The following is a 26,998-nucleotide window of genomic DNA, read 5'->3' as shown; positions in this document are numbered from 1 at the left end:
ATGAAAAGTTTTTTAAATTTAATATGTTTTATATTAGCTTTGGTTTTACCATTAAATATGGTAGTAGCAATAGAAATGGATGTAAATGAAATAAAAGAGGTGGAAAAAGAACTAGATAGTATTAATAATCACAATCCGATAATTTTAGAAGAAGGATTTTATGAATTGCCTGTAAATCTTTGGCATGCAATAGAAGATAAAGCTTCAATGGGAAATAAAGCTATGAAACATTTAGCTAATATAGAAGTTAAAGATAAAGATGTAACTTTGTATATAGGAAGTGACAAAATGACAATATCGAATTTAACTGCTTCTTTAATAAATTTATATTATGATGATGGAGAAAAATTTGTAAAATCCACTCCTCATTCTTTTGAATTGGAAGTGTCAAAAGAAGATGAAAAAAGACCAGAGGTTTTTACATTACCATTGAAGTATATGGATGAATATTTAAGAGTAATGGTAGATCCTAAGGTAGAGCCTATGGGGGATGACCCGATTGAAGCAAGGTTAAAATTTGAGTTTGATAAAATAAAAAAAATTAGTGAAGATGAGGCTGTTTTAATTAGTAAGGCTAAAAATGGAGAGAAGAGAAAACTATTTGATCCAAAAGAAAGTATCAAGAAAAGCAATAAAGGAGTGACTATTGAAGCAGATTCAGGAATATTTGATAAAGATTTTACCTTCTATGCAAATAAAATGACAGGAAAGGATTTGAAAGTAGTACAAAGTAGGTTTGGTGATTTAGATATGGTCACATCTTATGAGTTGGAAGCATTGGGGGAGTTAAGTGAAATTCCGTATAATTCTTCTGGCAAAATAAATAATTTAAGAGAAAAGTTTATTCCTAAAGGTTTTGTTAACATAACTCTTCCAATAAAAAAAGGACAAAAAGACTTTACATTATATGCCATAGAAGAGGAAATACAGGAGATTCAATATAATCTTAAAGATGATGAAATAAATTTTAATTATGATAAATTTGTGCCGTTTGCAATGGTTGAAAAAGCTGAAAATACTACAGGTGGTCAAAAAAAAGAAATAACTGATACGGGAAGTGAAAGAAATAGTACAACAAAAGCGATTCTATCAACGTCAGTTAATGGAAAAAGCAATCCACCAAAAGTAAATAAAATAAATGATACTTCTAAAATAGAGCCTCAATCGAGGAACTTTTCTCCGGCTAAGGTTAAATCTGAGAACAATAAAAAAGATAATTTGGGAAATATGCAAAATATCGTAGATAAAGATAAGCAAGAGGATACATTACACTTATGTGAAAATGAAATCATAAAAGAAAATAAGGTAATAATAATAATTTCTCTATTTGGAATAGTAGGAATAGTTTTTGGAAGTTTATATATTATAAGAAAATATTTAAAGGTTCTTTTAGAAGAAATGGAAATTAAGGAGGAGTTAAACAGAAAGGAGAAAATAATATGAAAAAAATAATAATGATAATAATATTATTACTTATGTGTTTTCCTCTTGAAGTATTAGGATCCGGTTTAGAAACGGCATCTGCTAATCCCTATTATGAACATCCCATAACAGGAACTATAGAAGATGCAGGGAATAATCCAGGGATTGGACAAGGAATGACAGAGAATGTGCTACATCATCAGGCTTTATTTGAAAATGTGAACGGGCAACTATACGTCACTGTCAGATATAATTTAGCTAATTTTATAGAAAATGTAAGTATTGCAGTACAAAATAAAGGCGATGATGATTTTTATTTAGTAGATTATGATATTCCTAAAAATACAAGTGAGACTTGTGATTATAGATTTCCAATACCTGAAAAAGATGCAATTGTAAGAAGTACATTTTATGTGGGACCAATGGGAAGAGATGTAGTATTTTATTATAATTTTACTGATTTCAAAAGTGGGAATACTGACTTTGCAATTATAGGTAGTTCTAAAGATTCAATAGAAAATTCATTAGGAAATAATAGTTCGAAAAATTTAGAAGAAAATACAATACACCAAAGTAAAAATATTAGTGAAACAGATAATAACATAAGAACTAATGATTTAGAAGAAAAAATGTTTCTTTATGGTAAAAAAGTGGAAGTGAATCCAGTTAATTCAAAAATGAGTGCTGGAGATTTAGGATATTCACATGGGCTTTTAACTAAGAATTCTGAAGAATTAAAGAGGATTTATGATTCAGATATGAAAGAAGTTAAAAATAGCGGAGAAGATATAAATCAGATAAAGTGGGGACCAATTACAAGTTTCATATTTAAGGTATGTATATCTATTTTAGGTGGAACAGCTTTTTTACTATTATTAATGGCGTCTGGAATATATATAGTTGCAAATTATTTTAAAAAGAAAAACGAATTTAGAGAGGAACAATTATATGAATAAATTTAAATCATGTATAGTTTTATTTATTTCATTGTTATTTTTTTCTGGTTGCGTTGATCAAAATGAAGCTTCAAATAATAGTGATAATTTATCTGATGATTTAAAAATTATAGGAACAAGTATGGCTACGGTTTATATTATGGAAAAATTAGATGTAGATCTTATTGGAGTTCCAGACTCAGAAATAGATGATTGTCCAAATAGATATGAAAAATTACCTAAAGTTGGAATGGCAATGACTCCTGACATGGAAATTATTAAATCTTTGAATCCTGATTATATATTCAGTCCTGTAAGTTTAATCTCTGATTTACTACCCAAATACGAGGCGGCAGATGTTGATTATGGATTTTTAAATTTAAACAATGTTCAAGGTATGTATAAGTCAATAGATGATCTTGGTGAATTGCTGGGAAGGGAAAAAGAAGCAAAGGCTTTAAGAGATGATTTTGAGAAATTTATTAAAAATTATAAAGAGAAAAACAAAAATTTTAAAAGTCCAAAAATTTTAGTGTTAATGGGACTCCCAGGGTCTTATGTGGTAGCCACTGAAAACTCCTATGTTGGAAGTTTAGTAGAACTTGCGGGAGGAGAAAATGTATATGCTGGTACAGATCAGCAGTTTATAAATATTAACACTGAAGACATGATTGAAAAAAATCCTGACATAATACTAAGATGTGCTCACGCAATGCCCAATGATGTTGTAAAAATGTTTAAAGAAGAGTTTGAAACCAATGATATTTGGAAACATTTTAGGGCAGTAAAAGAAAACAAGGTTTATGACTTAGAGTATAAGAAATTTGGAATGAGTGCAAAATTCAATTATAAAGAAGCTTTAGAAGACTTGCGGGAGGTTCTTTATGAAGAATAATACAAGAAAAAAAACACTAAGTTTTATAATTATAATCTTACTTCTATTTATTTTATTTATTTGTTCATTAAATACTGGAAGTCTAAAGATTACGCCCATTCAATTAATAAGAGGATTATTTATAAATTATGATTCAGACGTAGCAACAGTATATGATTTGAGATTTCCAAGAATAATTATATCAATTTTTGCAGGAGCTGCACTAGCAGTTTCTGGAACCATGCTACAAGCTGTTATGAAAAATCCGTTGATTGATCCGGGAATTATCGGAATATCTTCAGCAGCATCTCTTGCATCTCTTATAATAGCCTTAATATTTCCGAATATTTTTTTCTTAACGCCATTGTTTAGTGTAGTAGGCGGATTATTAGCTTATTTTCTAATTTATTCACTGGCATGGGATGATGGAGTAAGGCCTATAAGGTTGCTTTTAGTTGGAGTTGCCTTGAATATGACCTTTGTTGGAATAGCTGAGGGAATTAAATCTTTTACAGGTGGAAATTTAACGAAAGTTCAGTCAATTATTGAAGGCAATATATCACAAAAGACTTGGGATGATGTAAGAATAATTGTATTATACATTGGAATATTTTTAATAATCTCATTATTTACTGCAAGGGCATGTAATTTAATTTCTTTAGAAGATAAAACTGCACGGTCTTTAGGAGTAAATGTGAATAAGTATAGGTTTTTTATAGCATTTATAGCGATAATTTTATCATCGGTTACAACTGCAATAGTAGGTGTAATAGGGTTTTTGGGACTTTTAGTTCCTCATATAGGTAGATTAATTGTTGGAAGTGATCATAAATACTTAATTCCTTTTAGTATTTTTTTAGGGGCATTTTTATTACTTCTTTCAGATACAGTTGGAAGAATAATAGCTCATCCTTATGAAATACAGTCTGCTGTAATTATGAGCGTAGTTGGAGGACCTTTCTTTATATCTTTATTAAAAATAGGAGGAAAAAATTATGGAAATTAAACATTTAAATTTTTCCTATGGGAAAAGCAAAGTTTTAAAAGATATAAATGTAAAATTTAAAGAAGGAAGCATTACTACAATAATAGGTTCTAACGGAAGTGGGAAAAGCACATTATTAAATCTTTGTACTAAAAATTTAGTAACAAGACAAGGAAAGATTACCTTAAAAGGTAAGAACATAAAAGATATAAAATATAAGGAGTTTGCTCAACAAGTTGCAATAGTTCATCAACAAAATAGAATAAGAGGAGATATTACAGTAGAACAATTTGTAAGTTATGGTAGAACACCTTATTTAAAACCATTACGCAGATACACTGAAAAAGATTATGAAGAAGTGGAGTGGGCTCTTGAACTTACTAAATTATTGGATTTTAAAAATGAAGAAATAGAGAAGCTTTCAGGGGGCCAGAAACAAAGGGTATTTATTGCAATGGCACTTGCTCAAAAAAGTAATATTTTATTTTTAGATGAACCAACTACTTATTTAGATATAAAATATCAATTTGATATATTAAATTTAATTAAAAAATTGAATAAAAACTTAGGCATTACAATAATAATGGTATTACATGATATAAATCAAGCTATAAATTATTCTGATGAGGTGGTTGGCATGTTAGATGGGAAAATTAAATTTAAGGGTTCTCCTAACAGGGTACTAGATAATGAGAATTTATCTGAGATATATGATATATCTCTTAAAGTTGAAGAGGTTTGTGGAAACAAAGTTGTTTTACAAGATCAATAAATAATAACAGAAATAATTTGGGAATGACTAACTGTAGGTATAAAGAAAGAATAAAATATAATTTTTAAAAATTATTAAAGGAAAGTTTTGGTTTGTGATTTTTGTTGGAACTATGGTTTAAAAGTTCTTAAATATGATAAAAGTCTAAAAAAGCTTTATTCTAGAACATTTAAAATCAGAACAATAGAAGTAAGTAAGATTAAAAAAACGACAAAATAATAATATATTAATTAAGAATAATATTTTTTTAAGTTAAAGAAATAAATAAGTAAGTAAGGGAGGTGGTTTGTTTGAAAGTGGTTTAAGATTAAAGTACGATGAGCGTTTATATAGAAAATTGTTAAGAGGTAAGAAGTGAAAAAATTATTTGGTTTAATGTTAGCTTTTGTTATGACTTTGAGATTTATTGCACCGAGTATGGCAGTGGAAATGGATTCAAATATGTCAGAAGAATATGCAATTGAGAAGTATGGTATAGAAACTTTAGCTAATATGGTACTAGAAGAGTTTGAAGAAAAGGTTTCTAATAAAGTGGCAGGAGACTTTGTAATGGTAAAAGAGAATAAAAATGAACTTTCAATGTCTGATTCTGCTTTTATAAAGGACAAATGTATAAGAACAGAAACTGAAGATTCTTATGAATTAGTTTTATATACTCAAGGAATTAAAAGGGAAATACCTTTGCTTGGAACTTATAGTGCAGATATTACAAAATTGGAATTTAACTTAGGTGGAATTTTCATAGAAGCAACAGCTCATGGTAATAAATCTTCTTCTAATAAAGAAGGAGAACTTGTTCCTGAATATTTTACAATTACAGTTCCTAAAAATACTGTTGTAAATGAAATAGTAAATATAAATCGTAATTTATTCAATAAAACTATTGGAGTTAAGTTTAAAACAAATCTCGCTAATGAAGGTATTTTAGGGCAAGTTGCTGGAGCAATGATGAATCCAAAAGCGAGATATACATTTAATTAAGTAAGTTTAAAAGGAGGAGTTATCTCCTCCTTTTAAAAAAGAGGAGGAAAAATGGAAAAAAAATTACTTAGTTTATTTTTAGCATTAATGTTAATAGTGGGAATATTTCCTACAAATGTAATAGCTCAAAGTGAGGCACCTGAAAGGGTTCCTTTAGTTTTAAATAATGGTGATGTAAAAGATAATATTTTTATAAGAGTTTCAGGTAGAACAGAAAGGTCATGGAAAGATGAGGACTATATTGAATTTAAGGAAATGAGTAAAAATGACTCAAGACTTTTAGAATTTAAAGAAGAACATCAGGATTTATTTTATGAAAGACATGGCTCTGAACAAGTATGTCATGGATATGAAATTAAAGTAAAAAATTATTTTGCTAATTCTTTTGGCGTAATTAATATTGAAGTGTTAGAAGATAACTTAGATTTTCAATATGATATTTGGCCTGAACAAATAGAGGCATATATGACTGTTGTAGCACAAAAAAGTGATGGAACAGATGAAACTTTGGAAAAGAATGAAAGAAAAGTAGTGGATGTAGTACCTGTTGCAGGGAATGCGCCTTATGGGAATCACTCTTATGGAATTAATATAGACTGTTCAAAAACATTTGATGATGGTGGAAAGGAAGACACTATAAAAGAAGGAATTTATGAAATTTATATTTTTCAGGGGAAACCAAAAAATATTCCTGACAATCTACTTCCAGGGACTTATGAAGTTCCTGTAATTGCAAGAAATGCTTCTGGATCTGGAAGATATTCAATGTCAAAAGCAGCAATTTCAGAAAAAGGGATATTAAGAGTGGGACAAAAAGGAGAGAAGGACTTAACTATAAAATTTAAACCTATGGGAGCACCGGAAGAGATCGCAGGAAATTACGATATTGGTTTAACTGGACATTTACTTAAATTATGGGAATATAATAGTTTAGAAGACTATAATAACTATATAGAAAAACCAGGGCTTTATGAGAAAGTCAGAAAAGAACTTCATCCTTCTGATTATTATTTAGATTTAGATAGTGGAATTGAGTATCCACAGAGTTTTATTATTCCTCTTAGAAATAATGAAGCGGAGAAAATGGTCGCTGTAATAGTAGACGCTATGGGTTTAGACAATCCTCAAGATTTATCTTTATTAATGGATATGAATGGATTAAAACAAATAAGTTATAATTTTCCATCGGGAAAATATAGAGCAGGTATAGATGAACACGATGACAGTAAAACTATTGGGATATTGAAACAAATAGCTGGAAAATGTCGGAAGCTGAATATATTAGTAGTCTTGAAAATTTTGAAGAGCGTTCGATTTCGCCTGTTATTTGTTCGTATGCACCACTTTTTCCTTGGATGGATATAGATATTAGAGGGAACAAAGTAGATGTAACTATTTCAGTAATTTCATCTTATAGAGGAAGTGATGGAAAGATAAGCGAGTATAGGTTAGTTCCCGTAGATCCAAGCAGACCTATTAAATATGCAGATGCAGAGGGGAATTTAAAAGACATTGAAATAATAGAAGAAAAGCCATTTTCAGTGGAAGCTTTAAGTAGCGTAGATTTTAATTCAAAATGGTCGCCCAAAAAAGAAGATAAATATATTACTAAATTTAAATTAGGTAATATAGGATTTACCCCTCAAAGTTCAGGAACTTGGAATTATATTGCATTAGATAATGCTCAGTTTATATCAATAGAAACAAAAGATAGTGTGTCAATTGGGGAAACGAGCTATATTGCGAAAGATGTTGTACAATTTGGCTTTCCAGACTTTAAACAGATGACTTTTGATTCAGAATATGCGGACTTTAATGTACTGCGAGAATTGCTTGATATAGCAGAAAAAATGTCTAAAGAAGACTATACTACAGAATCGTATAATGTTTTAAGTGAGACAATAAAGGTTTCTAAACAATTTTTAAGTGAAAATGAAAACAATTTAAAAGTAGAGCAGAGTTTAATTATAAAAGAGGTAGAAAAACTGCAGAAAGCAGTTGATCAATTAGTACTAAAGGAATTTGAATTAAACAAAGAGCCCTTGAATCAGGCTTTAATAGCTGCAAAGATGATTGAAAAGGGGAATAAGACGAAGAAAGCCTTTGATAAATTAAAGATAGCTATTGAAGAAGGGGAAAAACTTTTTAATTCTAAAGTTACTCAGGAAATATTGGATAAAACAACAGATAAATTGAAATTAGCAATAAGTGAATTCATTAATTCTCCTTCTGAAAATCAAGGCATGGATGATCCATCAGGCGGAGCTTACAAGACTGATTTACAAAGAACGCTTGAAAATGCAAAGAATGCTATCATTGAGAATTGGAATCCTAAAGTAAGACAGGATTTGGAAATGCAAATTCGCTATGGAGAAAGTTTACTTGAAAATTCTAAAGCCAGTAAGGAGCTAGTTAATGTACAACAGAAAATTCTTGAAACATTAATGGAAGCAGGAAAAACAGGGTTAGTAGGAACTCAAGGAGACGCCTTAGATTTAGAAGATGGTAGATATGAAGTACAAGGTGTAGTATTTCAAGATCATGTTGAAAATTATCCTTCTTTTGAAGAAGCTTGCTCTAATGTATATCAAAGTCATCGTTCTATGATGGATGGAGCGGTTAAAAAGCCTTTCGCTGTTTATGTTGAAAATGGAGAATATTTTTTAGAACTAAGTATGGCTCCTCTTCATTTTTTAGAGGAAGAAGGGTATTTAGGTAGACTTCGTTATGAATCAGGAAATAGTTTTAAAGATGCAGAAGTCTTAGAAACTTATCTGGTAGATGAAGTAGGGGAAAAACACGGCATTGAGTCATATCCAAAAGTTTTAAGAATTCCAATAGAAAAACCGAATTCTTCAGATGAAAGACAAAGACAAAGAGTAGAAGTTTTTGTTCCAGTTATGGAAGAAATTATGGAAGGTGGAGGAATCAAAAAGGCGAATTTTGTAATTTATTGGGAAACTTTAAAAGTACCTTTACAAAATAATAATAAACAAAAGCTTATAGACGCTCTTCACGAAACAGTTATTGCAAATAAGGAAGATGCTAATGAAAACAGCTTGAAAGAATTAGCGATGGCATTGGATTGTGCTAAAAATGTTTTCAATAATGTAAATGTACCTGACAGAGAAGTAAATATAGCAGTAGAAGAATTACAGAAAGCGGTTAAAGGACTAAGTCAAAGCATTACTCCACCATATACAAAACCATTAGAAAAGTCTATAGATTTTACTATATTAAAGAATGCTATTATGCGCTCAGAGGGATTTACTACTTATGATAAAACAGAATCTTCTCGTAAGAAATTTGAGGAAAAATTATATTTGGGTAGGATGTTATTAGATAAAAAAGGAGCAACTCAAGATGAAATAAATAAGGCGGCGGAATTATTATATTTGGCAATGGCAAATTTGGAAGATAAGCCTTCAATAAACAATGATTCAAGTGGTAATTTAAGTCATAATAGTACAGGGGGAGAACAAACTGCTTATGTTGAAATGTGGCATTACTACGAAGATGGAAAATATTCAATGGGGAATGAAGCATTAAATCATACAGCAAGGATTTCAGAAAAAAATGGACAGACAATGTATAGAATAGATACTCATTCTCTACAATTTATGGGTATGCAGGGATATTTGACAAACTTATTTATATATGATGGAAATAATAGGTTTGAAGCTGATAAATCCGGTGACACCTTTGCTTTTACCCTTCCAGGGAAACCTCGAAGTGAAGTAAAAGTAGCAGTTTGGGTAGATGCAATGGATGAAATAGCAGGTGGAGGAAGAGGTTCAGGAGAACAAAATGCTATATTACGCTTCACATACAATGGAGAAAAGCCTAAAGAGAAAGAAAAATTAAAAAAATTAAATACTACAAGACTTAAAAGTATAGTTAATGAGGCAAAAAAACTAGATAGAAAGGGATATAAAGAAGATGAAATTAGAAAATTAAATAATGCAATTGACAAAGCAAATAGAATTTTAAACAATCCTAAAGATTATGATCAAAGAGATGTAGATATTGCCATAGAAGACTTGGAAGATACAATGAGAATATTTAAGGATAAGAATAAAGAAATAGATAAAAATAAAGCATCTGTAACTTATGAAGTTCCTGTTAAAGTAAAACATGCTTACGATATAAGTAAAGAATCTATGGCGGATAATGCAATTGTTCATACTGCAAAAGTTGTTGAACAAGATGGGAAAGCGATATATACTTTAACATTTAATCCAATGAAATTAATGGGTAGAGAAGGACATTTAACTAATTTATTTATATATGAAAGTGGTTCTGGATCTTCTAAAATAGAAGCATCGAAAAATAGAAATAAATTCACTTTTACAAGAAAAGAGTTAAAAGAAGATGAAATAAGAGTGGCGGTTTGGGTGGACGCAATGGACGAAATTGCTGGTGGTTCACCAGGTGATGGAGAGCAAGATGCCATTTTAGTATTTGACTGGAATAATGCAAAGGAAGTTGCCAGAACTGACGAAAAGAAAGAAGAAAAAGTTGAAGGGAATAAATTTACTGACATTAAGGGTCATTGGGCTGAAAATGTTATAAATTATGTGGCAAGTAAGGGTTATTTTAAAGGTACTACGGATACTTTATTTAGCCCAGATAAGGCGATAACAAGAGGTCAATTTGTTACGGTACTTGGTCGTATGGCAGGAATAGCAAATAATACTGCTTCGTCATCATTTGTTGATGTGAAATCTGGAGAGTACTATGCGCCTTTTGTAAATTGGGCAGATAAAAAGGGAATAGTAAAAGGTTATGATGACAAGACTTTTAAACCAAATAAAGCAATAACAAGAGAGGAAATGGCTACGATATTAAATCGTTTTATAGAATCAACAGCTAAGAATAAAGAAAATGTAAATGAGGACATAAGTTTTAGCGACAGTTCAGAAATAGCTTATTGGGCGAGAGAAGATGTTATGAAAGTGGCACGTAAAGGACTAGTAAAAGGAATGCCTGATGGCAGATTTGTTCCTAAAGATGACTTTACAAGAGCTCAAGTAGCTCAAGTATTATACAATTTAGATCATTAATATAGCTAAGCACGGATTTAAAAGTCCGTGCTTTGATTAAAAAATAGAGAGGAAAGAGAAATGAAAAGATTAGCAAGCGTTGTTCTCAGTTTATTGTTTTTTTTTGGAACGATTTTTCCTGTAAATGCTATAGAGGGTAAAGTATATGAAGTTCCTGTAGATATGATGCATCAAAGTGAGAAACCTGACAAATACTCAATGGGAAATGAGGCAATTAATCACACAGCAATAGTAAAAGAGGTAGATGGTAGATATGAATATAAATTGCAATATAAACCTTTACATTTTATGGATATAGATGGGCAAATTACAAATTTATTTGTATATTCTGATCATGATGCTAAAATTAAGTATGAAGTAATAGGAAGTAATATCCAAAATGGTGAATTTACAAAAGAATATACATTTAAGAGAGATAATAAAGATGATAGAGTTTGGGTGGCTGTTTGGGTAGATGCAATGGATGAAATAGCAGGTGAGGGTGTAGGCTCAGGAGAACAAGATGCCTATCTTCTATTTCATTGGGATGAGGCTAAAGAAATAAATTTAAAAGAAGATAAGGGTAAAGTTCAAAAACAAAGGGAGAAAAAAGTTAATGAAGTGCCAACCAAGGATATTACCATTGAAGTAAATGGAAAGATAGTAAATGTTGATGTACCACCTTATATAAAAAACAATCGAACAATGGTACCACTTCGATTTATATCTGAAGAGCTAGGATTAGAAGTGGACTGGAATAAAGATAATAGAGAAGTTACAATTGGTATAGGAGATCCTAAGTTAGTACTTACTACTGGGGAAAATACAATAATGAAAAATGATGGAGTCAAAATGGAAATTGACGTTGAATCTGAGATAATTAATGGAAGAACGTTTGTACCTATAAGAGCAATTGCAGAAATATTTAATTGCAAAGTAGGATGGAATGATGAGACTAGAACAGTATCAATTGAAAATAATAAATAAGAAAATAGTATGAATTAGATTTATAGAAATGGAGTAAGTGGGACTGTCAACTTAAATATGTAAGTATTTTTTACCGTATTAAATTTTTGAATATTTTTTAAACGTTTAGGGATTTTTCATTGATTAATAGTTGATTGATTAGAGCATGTGGAAAAGTCTGTAAATATAGCCTTCATGATAAGATAAAAATATCATAGGAGGCTATTTATATGGCAAAGAAAAGAAGAATAAGTAAAGAGAAAAAGGAAGCTGTACATTTGTAAATGATGTGAGACCAAATATAATAAAAAATATTATCAAGGCAAAACAAAGTTTTTTTCCAAAAGAACTAACGATAAAATCAGATGTTTTTCCTAAAAAATATATACAGTTTAGTGTGCCGGAAATGATTAATGAAGATCCGGACAATGTGTGTTTATTAGTAAAGCAAATAGATGAGTCAAAAGAATTTATTGAGTTCTTTAAAAATGTACTTTCATAGTAAAAAATATAAATAACTAGTGCTGTTGCATAACTTATGTTATGTGGTAGTGTTTTTTAGAGAAAGAAAAAATAATATTTAAGTGTTTAATTTTGAAGTATATGTTTTAATACTTTTATTGGAATTAGAATTATTTTTTTCAAGGAAGTCTAAAAAACTTTCTGAAAACAAAAAAGAAACATTTAGTGAGCTGCACTTTATAAGAGATAAAAGACTTTAAAAAATTCCGTGAAACAGGAATTATAAAATTGATATTAGGAAAATATAAATATTTATATAATATTTCTTAGATTTAACAAGTAATATTAAAATACAAATAGTAGATAATAAAACAGAGTATAGGACTATTTAAATGCTAAGTAATTGTAAAGTATGTGTTAAGTTGTCAATTGAGATTTAGTATAAATAAATTAATCTTCAGTTAATAGTTTAGAAATGAAAAAGAAGTCCCATAAGGACTACCTTTTCAGCAACATAAATAGTTAGGACATTTAATTTGTGAGGTCAATGATTTATCAATAAATATTATAACCTATATAAATAAAGATTTGGTCAATAAGTAACCAAAAAACGTTTATAAGCACGAAATGAAAAAGAAGCCCATTAAGGGCAACTTTTTCAGAGTATGATTTATTAAGGAGTTATGGATAACCCTCAAGGTTAATTATATTACGTTAAAATAAATACCCCTTATAAACAGAAACTTTTACAATAAATAACCAAATTACATTAATGAGCACGAAATGATTATATATTTATTAAAAGAAAATATAGAATAGCATTAAATTTGTTTAGTCTAATTTAAACATCTGGACTAAGAAATATACTTAGTGGAGCAGTAGAGGTATGTATTGTTTTAAATATAGAATAAGCGAATAATAAAAACTCTATATACTTAGTGGTTAATGGAGCAGGTTGTATATCAAATTATAAAATATAAAAAATAGGCTCAGCTATTGGGAATTATAGGAATCAACAGAGCTACTGGTTGTGGTTTATATATCACATAAAATTTTAATGAGAGAATATCAGGAAAAAGTATATTTATGTATAATATTGAAGAATTAATGAATTAGTATGAAATAGGTGTACCGATCTGATAATGAATATATACATATTAATAATTTCAACAATAGATATAAATTAAAAAATAGAGATATTGAAGTTGGTAGATAGTAGATTTTGCTGTGTTTTTTTGATATATTTTAGTTATTAAAAGAACAAGGCGACCTTATCGTGAAACCCTTGAGTTCTAGGAGGAAATATAAATGGTCGATTACGGATTAAAGGATAGAGTGGCTATAATTACAGGAGTGAATAACCCGCAAGGAATTGGAGCGACTACAGCGTTTGCTTTTGCTCGTGAAGGGGCAAAGGTGGTTTTGGTATACAAGAAAGAACCCAGACCATTTGATCCAAATAAAACGGATAGGAATGGAACTGACAGATACTTTGAAGCAAATGCAGGGAATGCAGATGTTATAGAAAGCAAACTTAGAGAAATGAACGCAGATTATCTTGTGTTTGAAAGTGATATTACCGATGAGGATGCAGTAAAGGCAATCTATTCTGCTACCATAGAGAAATACGGAAGAATTGATATTCTTGTGAATAATGCGGCTAGTGGTGATATGGAGGGTATCGATACTATTGAAACAATTACACAAAATGTGATTGATGACACCTTTGCAGTGAATGTTCGAGGAAGTCTTTTGATGACAAGAGAACTGATTAACCATCGTGGTGATTACGGAAGAATAATTAATCTTTCTACGGATTCCGCACAAATTTTTGCAGGTCAAATTACCTATGGAGCGAGTAAAGCTTCTTTAGAAGCACTTACCCGTAGCATTGCTATGGAAGTAGGAAAGTATGGAATTACTGTTAATGCGGTTGCACCGGGTCCAACGCAGACAGGATGGATTGATAATCATTTGGAAAAAGCAGTCCTTCCGTTAATTCCAATGGGAAAATTGATTCAACCAGAAGATATTGCTGAAACTATTTTGTTCTTGGCAAGTGAACAAGCAAGAATGCTTACTGGACAAGTAATAAAAGTGTCCGGTGGACACGCCCTCTAACCTACAATCTATCTATACCTTTCTGTTTTGTGAATTTACAAAATTATACCCTGCAAGATTTTGCGTCTTGCAGGGTGTTTTCTTATGCTCTGAGATATGTAAAACTGCAAAGCAGGTAGCCCTGCGGTGATGATTCCTATGTTATGACTATCTGTCCCTATCTTTGGAAATACCTGTTGTTTCAGCAAGTTGCTGTCGTAGATTCGGTAGTGTGAGCTCTTATAATTTCTTAATTACTTTCGCTTGTTTAGCATAAGGTTCTGTATTTGCGGGACTCGTTCATATCCATATTAAGGACTGGCTTGGGTTGTACATTCTTTTCATGGATGATGGCTTGCAGAAATTTATTTACATCGCTTATGACAACTTTAAACAGGTTTTGAAGCCAACCATTTTCACAGATGGATTTACTGTTTTTGTCGTGGATTTCAGTCTGTTTGATTTCCAGTATCTTTGCTTATTCAATACCCGATACGAGAAGCCAAACGCTGTTTTGTTCCATTCATGCCTTTGTGATGCTGTCCGCTTCGATTTCGGCAGCCGTGGGGTTGCTTTTGACTATCTTTTTTGTGGGAAGATACACGCTGTTCCTATCAAATACTTTCAATCGTTGTTCGGAATCTGAAATGTGCCTATTGATAAGCTCCGTGTAAACCTCTTTTGATTCCTGTAAAAATGCTTCACTCTTGAAACGCTCATCTTTGGTTGTGAATAAGTGACTTTCGCAAACTTTCCCTTTTTGATAACGGTGCATCCTTTTCTGACTTGACCATTTAAGTTTAAAATAAGTTGTATAAGTGAAAAAAAGTGTATGATTTCATTTATACAACTTACTTTAAGTTTTCTTTGTATTATAAAACATTTATAATTATGAATGTTTTATATTTTTTTTGACAACTTTATAAGTTACGTCCTTTGAATTTCAGTTATTCAATAGGTAGTAAATATAGAACCGGATATTGAGGAGGAATACTTGCTGTTGCAACTCCCTTTGTAATTGCAGAGATGAGTAAGCCTTCAGTCAAATCTTCAGGAGATAGTATTTCCATGGACTCTACAGGAACCAATAATATAATAGTGGTGGAGCTAGACTGCCCATCAACGATTGTTTCAATTTCTACACGAAAGTTGTCTGCATCAATTGGTGTTGAAGAAATGATATTTCCGTTTTTTAGAATATCTTCTCCAAAGGTACTGATTAAAATAATCTCGCTTGCAGTTATTTCATTAGGTTTAGATACATAAGGATTATTTTTATATTGAACCTCTATAAAATGTCCAAGTTCTAATTCTACTGCATTAACACTAAATGCCGTTTCTTTATTAATAAGAAAGGTTATTTTCGGAATACCGTAGTTAAAGCCATTTACTTGTTCTACTGTGATGAAATTTTCATCTTTTTCGGTAATTATACCTCTGTATATAAAATATCCATCTGAATTTGTTAAAAGTGTTGCAGTTTTTGCTACGGATATATCTTGATCAGCTTTTCTTGGACTGATTAGTTTAAAGGTTGTAAGACCTAATGTGATACAAAATAAAGTTATTATAATAATTTTAGATTTATTCATTATTTCTCCTTTTTAAATTAATAGATAAAATTCACCAATATACTTGTAATGAACACAGAAGTTATGGTTACTGTTGAAAATCCAGCAACAATCATTTTAGGTAAAATTTCTCCTTCAATGGCTTTAACTTCTAGGTCTGAATCGCCTGCGCTTCTTGCGGCTTCTTGACTTAATACCATAGTTCCGGGGAAACCGTAAAGAGAGGTTAAACCTATAGAAATTGACATGGGAAGGCTATACCCCATAAATTTACCTGTGATTGATGCAAACAGGATACATCCGGTGATTCCAATAACAAAAGATATCATTAATGGGAAAATAAGTCCCAACAAGTCATCAATTGCAAGGGTAGATAGTGGACCGAATATAATCAGCATTATGGCAAGCATCATGATTCCAAAAGCATCAATACCTCCTAAGATATTAGGTTTAAATACACCGATACTTCTTAATCCTGTTCCTAAGATTAATGCAATGATAAACGTATTAATTACTCCGTTTGTAAGGCTGCTAAGATAGGTTGCTATCAATACTACAATACCTACGGCACATAAGGTACCTGGTGTTGTCTGAAACATTTTAGGTAATTTAAATTTTGACTTTTTAGTAATATTTTTTGAATTTTCTTTTGACATTTCCAAATAGGTTTTAATTGATATATCTCCTGCTTTTAATTTTGCTTTAATATTAACTGCTTCTTTTCGAAGTAAAATAGAGCTTAGAGGGAAACCGATAAGACCTTGAAAAGCGGCGATTAATACGGGAAGCGCAGCTACACTTATTAATCCTGAAGCAAGAGCAGCATCTTGAATCATAACGACTGAAATTGTTCCGCCGCTCAATGCGGCAATAGCAGCTACTACATACTCAAGACCGTCAAATAAGAAACTAAAGGTAAAAAGTGCAGTTACCATTCCTAAAATAGATACAAAACCTATTAAAAATGTTCTCCATTGACTTTTCATTTCCTTAAAACTTATCATTGTGCCAATGTGTACGATTATAAAACCGACAACAGTCGTACCAAAAGTTAATAGAGAAGAAGAACTTAATAAATCTTCCGGAAATAGATTTGTTTTGAAACCTATGATAAAGATAACAGAGGCAACGAGTAATGATGATAATAGAGAATTACTCTTTTTTGATACAAAATCACTAATTGTCCAAACTAACATAATAATTGTAAAAGCTAATACTGGGTTCATTTTTATTTACTCCTTTCAATTTGTAAATTTTCATTTAATTAATAGTGTATTTAGGTTTATTTGTTTTTTATCAATATATTTCATTGCAAAGGATGTGATTATAAGAGATAGTATAGCAAAGAAAAATGAATCAACACCAAAGATGAAAATATTAAAGAATACTATGAATAAATCGGTCATAAGAAGACCTATGGAAGTATTCAGGTTAAAATATTTTTCAAATATTAGTGGTGGAATTGTGGTACCTCCACTGGAAGACTCATTTTGATATAAAATAGTAACTGCCAGGGCAAAAATAACACTTCCTAATAAAACAGACAATAAACGATTTTGAATAACCATAATCTCAGGAACCAAAAACAGTGCAATGGGTAAGAATAAACTTCCAATAATGGATTTAATAAAAAAGTTATTTCCTAAGAACAAATAGGCTAATCCAAGCATTCCGACGTTTACGATCATGACAACTAAGGAACGGTTTATGTCAAAAGCTCTTTCTAATAGTATGCCTAAACCGCTAATACCGCCGGCAGCAATGTCATGGGGGGAGAGAAATACATTGATGGAAATAGCCATTATAATAATTGCTATAAAAATTTTTGTGAGTTTTTTTGTAAATATATTTTCCATAAAAATCCTTTCTTTAATTTTTTTATGCATAATGGTTTGTAGCTAAATAAATTGCAACATTCGTAATTTTTTCCAATTCTGCAATGGGAATAAATTCTTCTGTAGTATGAATTTTTTCATATCCTATTGCTAAGTTTACTGTTTCAATTCCATTGGCATTTAGAACATTTGCATCACTTGCACCACCGCTTATTTGTTGATCAATGGGAATATTTAATTGATTAAAAGCGTCACCAGCTAAGTTGACGACATAAGAAGAATCTTTCAATTGGTATCCTGTAGATAATTTTTTTGTGTTAATTTCCACAGAACCATTAAATTCTCTAGCGGCGGAATACATAATTTGTTTCATTTCACTGAGTAAAGCATAACATTGATCTTCGGAAATAGAGCGTATCTCAGCTGTTAAATGAGCAGTTTCAGGGACTACATTTGTTGCAATTCCTCCTTTGATTGTTCCAATATTTGATGTCGTTAACTGATCGACTCGACCCAATTTCATTTTACTAATGGATTTTGCTGCCATTTGAATTGCAGAAGCTCCTAGTTCTGGTTCGACTCCGGCATGAGCTGCTTTTCCATGGAAAGTGGCTTCAATAAAATATAAATTGGGGCTTGCCATTAGGATTCCTCCAACTGGACCTGCACTATCTAATACATAGCCATATTTTGATTCTAATTTTGTCATATCAAATGCAGAAATTCCCAAAAGTCCTATTTCTTCTCCTGGTGTAAATAAAAGTTCTATTTTACCATGGTTGATATTTGTTTCCTGCAATACAGTGATCATCTCTAATATTGCTGCGATTCCTGCTTTATCATCAGCTGCTAGAATAGTGTTACCCTCTGAATAAATAATTTCATTATCTATGAATGGTTTGATTCCTATTCCCGGTTGAACAGTATCAGTGTGGCAACAAAACATTAATGGCGGTAAGTCGGAATTTGCTTCTAACGTACAAAGTAAGTTTCCAGCTCCAAGACCGGTTTCTTTTTTTGTATTATCTTCATAAGTTTGAAGCCCAATCTCCTTGCATCTGTTTTTTAAATATTCATGAAATTTTCCTTCATTTTTAGATTCTGAATCAATTCTAACAAGATTCATAAAAGTGTTTACTAAACGATTTTTGTTCATCTTTTTCCTCCTTAGATTTTATAAGTATATTATGAGGCCTTAAAAAACAATGAACAAGTTCACAAATAGCATATAGATATGCAAAAAATGAAAGTGTTAGGAAACAATAAAAAAGTACATAAAAAATACAAAAAAGCAGTATAATGAAGGTAAGATTATAAGAGGTGAAGGGAGGTATTAGAATGCGATTATTACTTTCAAAACGCGATCAAAGACAATTGGAATTTTTAGAATTATTGATTAAGGAAAGTAGAATTACATTAAATCAGGTAAGTGAAATTAGTGGATATCCAGTACGTACACTATCATCAGATATTATTCAAATGAATTCTTATTTAGAATCCATTGAGGTTGAAACAGGTCCAAATGGTGTTGCTCTAATAATACCTAAGGATTCTTCCATTCGAGAAATATATCGATTGATATTGGAACAAAGCAGAGAATTTCAACTGTTGATATATTTATTTTTTAATAAAAACAAAAGTCAGGAAGATATAGCAGAGGAGTTATTTATAAGTATATCGACTTTTCGTAGAATGGTTAGTACATTGAATGAAAAATTGAGTAGGTCGGAAATTTATATAAACAGTGGACCGTTTAGAATTGAAGGGAACGAATCAAATATTTCCAAATTATATATTGCCTTATTCTCGGAATTGTACGATGATATTGAAAATATTACAGAAGTTGGAAAATATGAAATACTTATTGAACTATGTCAAAAGATGGCAAAATCCGGTGGTTTTGCTCTAAACTATCCGGACAGAACAAGAATTTGGATTTGGACATATGTTAGGCTTATGAGAATTTTAAGTGGGTATCATTTAGCTGGGTATGAAAATAGCGGAAAAAATTTAAATTTTGAAGTTTTAAGAGACAAGGAGTTTTGTGAAAAATTTAAAAGGGTTTGGGAAATTGAATTAAGCGGAGACCTTTTAGTAGAACTTTTTCATCTTTTTTTGAGACCTGAATTTGTACGAAGTATAGCTGATATAAAAAAACTTAAGAAGCATTCTGAATATCACAGGGGATTGGACTTTCGTATTGAAACTCTTTTTAATGTAGTAGCAAAAGCACTAAAGATTTCTACTGAAGATACTAAAGAATTACATATTGATTTGTTTAATATAATCCAATTTTCTGATACACCGGTATATGCCTTATATGATAAAAATAAGATATTTACAGAAGGTTTTTTAAAAAATAATAAATCCATTGCAACGATAATTTTTCAAAAAATTGAAGAGGTTTTTTCTGAATTAAAAAATGTAGAGAGTATATATGCGATTTTATATCTATTGGTTACACATTGGCCAAGCTTATTGGGAAAAATAAAAGACAAAGCTCCCAAAGTACAAATGGGCATTTTTCTTGATACGGATGTAGAGCACGCTGAAATGGTTTCAGACTTAATACGAGGATATTCAAGGTTGAAAATTGAAATACTAAATTCAACTATAACTGAGGCAATTGATTTAGAAAATTCATTGAAAAATATAGATGTTTTAATTACAAATATACCAAAATTTAAAGTGTCTTGCTGTGAAGAGGTGGTTTGCATTAATGAATATCCTACAAGTGATGATTTTAAAAATATACTTTTAGCAGAGGAAAGAATTTATCAAAAGAAAATAATGAATAGACAGGTTTATTAAGAGGAGATTTATGAGAAAATCATTTAAATTAGGTTGCGTTATTTATTTCAGAAATTTTTAATTTGTAATAAAAATAACTGTGTAAGTGAGGAAGTGTACGATTTCACCTACACAGTTTTTTATTGATGTATAGTAAAGTAAATAAAAGGAGATCAAGTATAGTTAAAATATATTTGAAGACCTGATGAAAAGAATAACTATTTATGGACTTAACTTGATAATTTCATTTTAAAAATTTTATGTTTGTTATCTTTGGTTATGGGCTCTAAGACTTAATGCCTAGCTTTTTGCAATGATTAGTTTAAGTTTCTTTACAGTGTTTATATTTTGAGACTACGATCAAAGATTTTTAAATTCTCTACTGATTTCACAGTAAAAATTTTGTGTTGTAGTATATATAAACGGCTTTTAAATAAAAAATAAGTATAGACATTTGTCATAAAAATTAATATATCTTAAAATTACTTGGTTTTAACTAATCAATTTTATAGTTTCTGTTTTTAATTAAATAAATTTTAGCAGCATTAGTATTAATTCATTTAGCATAGAGGCAATAATATAGCATGACTTTATTAATAGAACAAATATATAGTAAATTAATATAGTAAATATAGGAAAAAACTATAACAATTATTTATATATATTAAAAATAGTCTTTTATAAAAACTAAACTTTCGTTGACAAAACTAATTTAAAAATATATTATATTTTCTAATATCAATTTAAAGTGATAAAGAAACTTAACAAAGGAGATGAGCATTTGAAAAAAAATAAGTTGAAACACATATCCTTATTATTGGGAATGATTATTTTACTTACAGCATGTGGAGTAACTAACAAATCTGATGAAGGAGAAGGACAGGGTGATGTAGGGAAAGTAGTTAAATTTGCAAGTCAATTTCCCGATATGGATTCTTTAGACGTGCATAAATATACTACAACAGATGTTATATTGCCTGCCCAGAATATTTGTGAACCGTTGTTGGAATATGACTCAAATCGTGAACTTCAACCATTACTATTAGAAACTTTGCCGACGACTGAAGATGGAGTTACATATTCATGTAAATTAAAAGAAGGAGTTAAGTTTCATGACGGAACTGAACTTACAAGTTATGATGTAGAATATACATTCAATCGTATATTTGATCCGGCAACACAAAATCTAAATACTTGGTTATGCGATATGATACTTGGTGGGCCTGAGATGTTAGAAGGGAAAGCGGAATCACTTGCCGGATTTAAAGTAATTGATGACTATAATTTTGAAATTGAACTTTCAACACCTTATGCACCTTTTTTAAGTGTACTTTCCTGTGAACAGATGATGATTTATCCGAAAGAAGCCTGTGAAGCAGCGGGAGATAAATGGGGAATAGATACTTTTGTTGGAACAGGACCTTATGAATTAGTAGAGTTTGTTGGAAAAGATTATACCAGATGTAAGAAAAATGAAAACTATCACGGAACTCCAGTGGAGATAGATGAACTTTATGTTTACAATATGGATCCTAATACGAGCATAATGGAGTATGAAGCTGGAAATCTTGATCTTGTAAAAGTAGAAACAAAAATGGTTGAACCATATAAAACTAATGAATTTAAGGATCAATTAGTAAAAGTTGATTTGATGGCTATTATTGCTTTGAATTTAAACGTAAATATGGAGCCGTTAAATGATGTAAAAGTTCGTCAGGCATTAACCTACACAATAGATAAAGAAAGTTTGGTACAGGATTTTTTACAGGGTAACGGAACTCCTGCAAACAGTATTATACCTCCTAATATAATGGGTCATCCGGATAGAGAGGCAAATAAATATGATCCTGAAAAGGCAAAAGAATTACTTGCGGCAGCAGGATATGCAGAGGGAATTAAACTGGAAAGTTACGTTGTTGAGGGAGATGAAGCGGCTGATATTGCAGTAGTTTTGCAAGAGCAGATGAAAGCTTCAAATATTGATTTAAAAATAAATTTGGTGGATCAGGCAACTTATGTAGATATGCGTAAAGCAGGAGAGGTACAATGTCCTATTTTAACTTGGTATAAAGACATACCGGATCCTGACAATTTCACCTATACATTCTATAATTCAGCCGGATCTCAATTATTCTCATCAAATTGGAATGATCCTGAGACAGATAATCTTATGAAACTTGGAAGGTCTCTTCCTGAGGATGAAAGAGAGGCCGTTTATGTTGAACTTGAAAAATTATTAGTAGAGGATAAAGCTGCAATGGTTCCTCTTTATAATCCGGTATTTTATTATTTACAATCACCAAAGGTAACCGGTGTTGAGTATAGTGACTCCATGGTTAGATTTGCTAAAACTGAGAAAGCAGAATAAATATCAGGTTGGACAATATCTTCAAAGTGAAATCTTTGAAGATATTGTCTTGATAAAATTAAAAGCGAAGGTTGAGGTGAAGAATTTTGGGCAGATATCTGACCAATAGAATTTTACAGACAGTTATAGTTTTATTAGGAGTAACTTTACTTACTTTTATTATGGTAAATGTAGCTCCCGGAGATCCTGTAGCAGTGATGATGGAAAAAAAAGCAGATGCGGAGACTATTGATAGAATAAGAGAGCAGATGGGGTTGAATGAACCTCTTCCGAAGCAATATATAACATTTGTAAAGAATGCCGCTACTGGTGATTTTGGAAATTCCTACTTTCAAAAACTTCCAATAAGTACGCTTCTTGCTCGTGGTTTCAAAGTAACAGGAACATTAGCACTTTCAGTATTAGTGTTTTCAATAGTCTTTGGTCTCTTTATGGGAATATTGTCGGCAGTATTTAGGGGACGGGCATTGGACAGAATTATTATGTTTATTTCAACACTTGGAATGGCAATGCCATCATTTTTCCTTGCAATTATATTGCAGCTGATTTTTGGTCTTTGGTTAAGAGTGCTACCTATATCAGGACTTAATTCAATAAATTCATATGTACTTCCTACTATTTCTCTTGGAATGATATATGGTGCCTCAATTGCAAGGCTTACCAGAACAAATATGCTTGATGCATTAAATCAGGATTATATTAGAACGGCTAGAGCTAAAGGGGTAAGTGAGAGAAAAATAGTTCTTCTTCACGGTCTTAAAAATGCCTCGATTCCTATTTTAACTTATCTGGGAACACTTATTAAAAATATTTTAGGTGGTTCGGTTTTGGTGGAAACTGTTTTTGCAATTAACGGGATAGGAACATTATTAGTAGAGGGAATTATGAAGAGGGACATACCTGTAATTCAAGGTTGTACTATATATATAGCTTTTGTATTTGTAATAGCAAATTTGATAATAGATTTAGCGTATGGATTTATAGATCCTAGAATTCGAGTTACCCGAGGAGAGAGATAAATGGAAAAAATTAACAATATAGACAGGGATGCAGTTAAATTCACCAGTTTTTACCATGATGCTTTCCAAAAAATAAAAAAGGATAAATTGGCAATACTATGCATTGCTTTTATTTTCTTATTAATTATCGTTGCTGTCTTTGCTCCAATTATTGCTCCTTTTGATCAGTCTTATCAAGACACAAAAAACATATTGAAGGGGCCTTCAAGTGTACATTTGCTAGGAACAGATGAATTTGGAAGAGATATTTTATCCAGAATTATTTATGGTACGAGAGTTTCTCTTGCTGTAGGAGTTGTAGCAGAAGCAATTGCTGTAACTATAGGTGTAGTAATGGGAGCAATGGCCGGATATTATGGGGGAAGAGTTGATGCGATAATTTCACGTATTATTGAAATATTTGCATCTTTTCCACAAATACTATTTGCTATAGTAATAATGTTTGTTCTTGGAACAGGAGTAATCAACGTGTTTTTTGCAATAGGATTTGTCGGTTGGACAAGTGTTGCCCGAGTAATAAGGTCTCAAGTTATTCAATTAAAAGAAAATGAATATGTAGAAGCAGCTAAGGCAAGTGGGGGAATTAATTATCAAATTATTCTCAGACATATGATTCCCAACTGCCTATCTACGATTATAGTAATAGTTACTATGGAAATTCCAGCTGACATTATGTACGAGGCTAGTTTGAGTTTTTTGGGTTTAGGAGTCCAACCTCCAGATTCAAGTTGGGGGCAGATGATAAGTACGGCAAGAATGCATTTGCGTGTTAATCCAAGTTATGCAATTTTTCCGGGAATTGCACTGGTCTTAACTGTGTTGGCTTTCAACTTGCTTGGAGATGCATTAAGAGATGCATTGGATCCGAGGCTTAAGAACCTATAGAGAGGAGATGAGACATGGTAGAAAAGCTACTGGATGTTAAAAATTTAAGTACCTACTTTTATACTGAAGAAGGAGTCGTATACGCACTTGATGATGTCAGTTTCTCTCTTGAGAAAGGTGAAACACTGGGAATAGTAGGTGAATCCGGAAGTGGGAAGAGCGTTACCGCTCTTTCAATTATGCGTCTTGTACAAAGTCCGCCGGGTAGAATAGTAGATGGTAAAATATTGCTTGAAGGGGATAATATTTTATTGAAGTCAAAGGAAGAAATGCAAGATATTAGAGGAAATAAAATGGCTATGATATTTCAAGAGCCTATGACTGCGTTAAATCCAGTACTTACAATTGGATATCAAATTATGGAGAGCTTGTTAATTCATCAAAATGTAAATAAAAATGAAGCTAGAGTAAAAGCAATAGATATGTTAAGAAAAGTGGGAATACCCAATCCGGAAAAAAGAATAGATGATTATCCACATCAATTGTCGGGAGGTATGCGTCAAAGGGCAATGATTGCCATAGCTCTTTGTTGTAATCCGTCACTTTTAATATGTGACGAGCCGACTACTGCATTGGATGTAACTATTCAAGCTCAGATTTTAGACCTTATAAATAGGCTTAAAGAAGATATGGATACAGCGGTTATTATGATAACTCACGATTTAGGTGTTGTTGCTCAAATAAGTGATAATGTACTTGTAATGTATGCGGGAAAGGAAATGGAGTATGGTTCTGTCAGAGAAGTTTTTACAGACCCGAAACATCCCTACACAGAAGCTCTTCTTGCTTCTATTCCAACTGTTGAAAACAAACAGGACAGGCTACACGTAATCGATGGAATGGTACCTTCACTTAGTAATTTACCGCAAGGGTGTCTATTTCATACTAGATGTGGAAAGTGTATGGAGATATGCAGAGTTGAAAAACCTAGGATAACGTATTTAAACGGAAATAGACAGGTTAGGTGTTGGCTTTATGAAGAGAGAGGAGGGGGAAATAGTGCAGGATAATGAACTTCTTACTCTTAGAGATTTAAAAAAATGGTTCCCAATTAAGGCGAAAAAATTTAGAGAAGAAAAAAGTTATGTAAAAGCTGTAAATGGAGTATCAATTACTTTAAGTGAAGGAGAAACTTTGGGCATAGTTGGAGAATCAGGTTGTGGTAAGACGACTCTCGGAAGATCTATGATACGTTTAAACAACCCCACCAGCGGACAAATTATTTACAATAATATGGACATTACAGACTATAGTGAGAAAGAGATGAGACCGCTGAGAAAGGATTTGCAGATAATATTTCAGGATCCTTATTCTTCTCTTGATCCAAGAATGACTGTAGGGGATATTATAGCAGAGCCTTTTTTATTTCAAAAGTTGTATTCAAAAGAAGAGAGAATAGATAGAGTTAAAAGTTTAATGAAACTCTGTGGATTAGATCCAATCTATGTTAGGCGTTATCCCCATGAATTTTCAGGAGGACAGAGACAACGTATAGGAATAGCTAGAGCATTGGCACTTACCCCGAAATTTATGGTTTGTGATGAACCTGTTTCAGCGCTTGATGTATCAATTCAATCGCAAATTATTAATCTTTTAATGGACTTACAGGAAAAGTGGAATTTGACATACGCTTTTATTTCGCACAACTTAAATGTAGTTTACCATATATCAAATAGAATTTCGGTAATGTACTTAGGTTCGATTGTAGAGCTTGCAGAGAAAGAAGAGTTATACTACCATCCGGCACATCCTTATACCAAGGCTTTATTGCTGGCAATTCCGAATATTGATTTTAAAAAAGATCCTCTAAAGGCGGAGTTGAAAGGAGATCTTCCAAGTCCTATTGATATACCTAAAGGCTGTTCTTTTGTAAGTAGGTGTCCGAAGGCTAAAAATAGATGTAAAGAGGAAATACCGACTTTGGAAGAAATAGGAAAGGGGCACTATGTAGCGTGTTTTTATCCGGAATAATATATAGAATTGAGGAAAAA

21 protein-coding genes are annotated in these 26,998 nt (G+C 31.4%); 17 read left to right on the top strand and 4 right to left on the bottom strand.

Translation table 11 applies throughout. The annotated features are described in order from the left end of the window. The 11 genes from EF514_RS07425 to EF514_RS07375 all read left to right on the top strand — a co-directional run bounded on the left by EF514_RS07425 (position 1) and on the right by EF514_RS07375 (position 14,560). On the top strand, positions 1-1,443 hold the full coding sequence (locus EF514_RS07425; protein WP_127724806.1) for an NEAT domain-containing protein: 1,443 nt from the start codon (positions 1-3) through the stop codon (positions 1,441-1,443). Continuing rightward, complete coding sequence (locus EF514_RS07420) at positions 1,440-2,378, top strand: heme-binding Shp domain-containing protein (protein WP_127724805.1); 939 nt, start codon at positions 1,440-1,442, stop codon at positions 2,376-2,378. Before EF514_RS07425 ends, EF514_RS07420 begins: the two co-directional genes overlap by 4 nt. Next, positions 2,371-3,252, top strand: a complete 882-nt coding sequence (gene isdE, locus EF514_RS07415; protein WP_127724804.1) for a heme ABC transporter substrate-binding protein IsdE — start codon at positions 2,371-2,373, stop codon at positions 3,250-3,252. The genes EF514_RS07420 and isdE overlap by 8 nt, the downstream gene beginning before the upstream one ends. Next, positions 3,242-4,237 carry a FecCD family ABC transporter permease gene (locus EF514_RS07410; RefSeq protein WP_127724803.1) on the top strand — a complete coding sequence of 332 codons (996 nt, stop codon included), beginning with the start codon at positions 3,242-3,244 and terminating at the stop codon, positions 4,235-4,237. Before isdE ends, EF514_RS07410 begins: the two co-directional genes overlap by 11 nt. Further along, a complete protein-coding gene (locus EF514_RS07405) occupies positions 4,227-4,988 on the top strand; it encodes an ABC transporter ATP-binding protein (protein WP_127724802.1) in 762 nt (253 codons plus the stop codon). Before EF514_RS07410 ends, EF514_RS07405 begins: the two co-directional genes overlap by 11 nt. A gap of 354 nt (positions 4,989-5,342) precedes the next feature. Then, entirely contained in the window at positions 5,343-5,969 is a 627-nt protein-coding gene (locus EF514_RS07400) for a hypothetical protein (protein ID WP_127724801.1), read from the top strand. A gap of 51 nt (positions 5,970-6,020) precedes the next feature. Then, positions 6,021-7,334 carry a hypothetical protein gene (locus EF514_RS07395; RefSeq protein WP_127724800.1) on the top strand — a complete coding sequence of 438 codons (1,314 nt, stop codon included), beginning with the start codon at positions 6,021-6,023 and terminating at the stop codon, positions 7,332-7,334. Then, positions 7,232-11,032 carry an S-layer homology domain-containing protein gene (locus EF514_RS07390; RefSeq protein WP_127724799.1) on the top strand — a complete coding sequence of 1,267 codons (3,801 nt, stop codon included), beginning with the start codon at positions 7,232-7,234 and terminating at the stop codon, positions 11,030-11,032. The genes EF514_RS07395 and EF514_RS07390 overlap by 103 nt, the downstream gene beginning before the upstream one ends. Before the next feature lie 60 nt (positions 11,033-11,092). Beyond that, complete coding sequence (locus EF514_RS07385) at positions 11,093-11,998, top strand: copper amine oxidase N-terminal domain-containing protein (protein ID WP_127724798.1); 906 nt, start codon at positions 11,093-11,095, stop codon at positions 11,996-11,998. A 268-nt stretch (positions 11,999-12,266) separates the two neighbouring features. Continuing rightward, positions 12,267-12,479 (top strand): hypothetical protein, encoded by a 213-nt coding sequence (locus EF514_RS07380; RefSeq protein WP_127724797.1) that lies wholly within the window; start codon positions 12,267-12,269, stop codon positions 12,477-12,479. Between the two features lie 1,268 nt (positions 12,480-13,747). After that, positions 13,748-14,560 (top strand): SDR family NAD(P)-dependent oxidoreductase, encoded by an 813-nt coding sequence (locus tag EF514_RS07375; protein ID WP_127724796.1) that lies wholly within the window; start codon positions 13,748-13,750, stop codon positions 14,558-14,560. Positions 14,561-15,486: 926 nt separating this feature from the next. Here the strand turns inward: EF514_RS07375 and EF514_RS07365 are convergent. The 4 genes from EF514_RS07365 to EF514_RS07350 all read right to left on the bottom strand — a co-directional run bounded on the left by EF514_RS07365 (position 15,487) and on the right by EF514_RS07350 (position 19,101). After that, on the bottom strand, positions 15,487-16,131 hold the full coding sequence (locus EF514_RS07365; protein ID WP_127724795.1) for a hypothetical protein: 645 nt from the start codon (positions 16,129-16,131) through the stop codon (positions 15,487-15,489). A 17-nt stretch (positions 16,132-16,148) separates the two neighbouring features. Beyond that, complete coding sequence (locus EF514_RS07360) at positions 16,149-17,114, bottom strand: hypothetical protein (RefSeq protein WP_205666395.1); 966 nt, start codon at positions 17,112-17,114, stop codon at positions 16,149-16,151. 252 nt (positions 17,115-17,366) lie between these two features. Next, the gene (locus EF514_RS07355; RefSeq protein ID WP_205666394.1) at positions 17,367-17,996 is read right to left on the bottom strand and encodes a YitT family protein; all 630 of its coding nucleotides are present in this window, start codon (positions 17,994-17,996) and stop codon (positions 17,367-17,369) included. Then, entirely contained in the window at positions 17,989-19,101 is a 1,113-nt protein-coding gene (locus EF514_RS07350; RefSeq protein WP_127724793.1) for a M20/M25/M40 family metallo-hydrolase, read from the bottom strand. Before EF514_RS07350 ends, EF514_RS07355 begins: the two co-directional genes overlap by 8 nt. 182 nt (positions 19,102-19,283) lie before the next feature. Here EF514_RS07350 and EF514_RS07345 point away from each other — a divergent pair, with 182 nt between their 5' ends. From EF514_RS07345 to EF514_RS07320, 6 genes are all read left to right on the top strand, one after another. Continuing rightward, entirely contained in the window at positions 19,284-20,756 is a 1,473-nt protein-coding gene (locus EF514_RS07345; protein ID WP_127724792.1) for an AcpB/EbpR/MafR family transcriptional regulator, read from the top strand. A 760-nt stretch (positions 20,757-21,516) separates the two neighbouring features. Continuing rightward, positions 21,517-23,103: an ABC transporter substrate-binding protein gene (locus tag EF514_RS07340; protein WP_127724791.1), complete on the top strand. Its 1,587-nt coding sequence runs from the start codon at positions 21,517-21,519 to the stop codon at positions 23,101-23,103. Between the two features lie 86 nt (positions 23,104-23,189). Further along, positions 23,190-24,122 (top strand): ABC transporter permease, encoded by a 933-nt coding sequence (locus EF514_RS07335; RefSeq protein ID WP_205666393.1) that lies wholly within the window; start codon positions 23,190-23,192, stop codon positions 24,120-24,122. After that, complete coding sequence (locus tag EF514_RS07330) at positions 24,123-25,007, top strand: ABC transporter permease (protein WP_127724790.1); 885 nt, start codon at positions 24,123-24,125, stop codon at positions 25,005-25,007. It begins immediately after the preceding gene. A gap of 14 nt (positions 25,008-25,021) precedes the next feature. Beyond that, the gene (locus EF514_RS07325; RefSeq protein ID WP_127724789.1) at positions 25,022-26,017 is read left to right on the top strand and encodes an ABC transporter ATP-binding protein; all 996 of its coding nucleotides are present in this window, start codon (positions 25,022-25,024) and stop codon (positions 26,015-26,017) included. Then, entirely contained in the window at positions 25,983-26,978 is a 996-nt protein-coding gene (locus EF514_RS07320; RefSeq protein WP_127724788.1) for an ABC transporter ATP-binding protein, read from the top strand. Before EF514_RS07325 ends, EF514_RS07320 begins: the two co-directional genes overlap by 35 nt. Positions 26,979-26,998: the final 20 nt, after the last annotated feature.

It is taken from the genome of Anaerosphaera multitolerans (genome assembly GCF_004006535.1).
Classification (GTDB): domain Bacteria; phylum Bacillota; class Clostridia; order Tissierellales; family Peptoniphilaceae; genus Anaerosphaera; species Anaerosphaera multitolerans.
The sequence above is the reverse complement of the archived record's forward strand: the minus strand, read 5'-3'. Positions and strand labels throughout refer to the sequence as shown.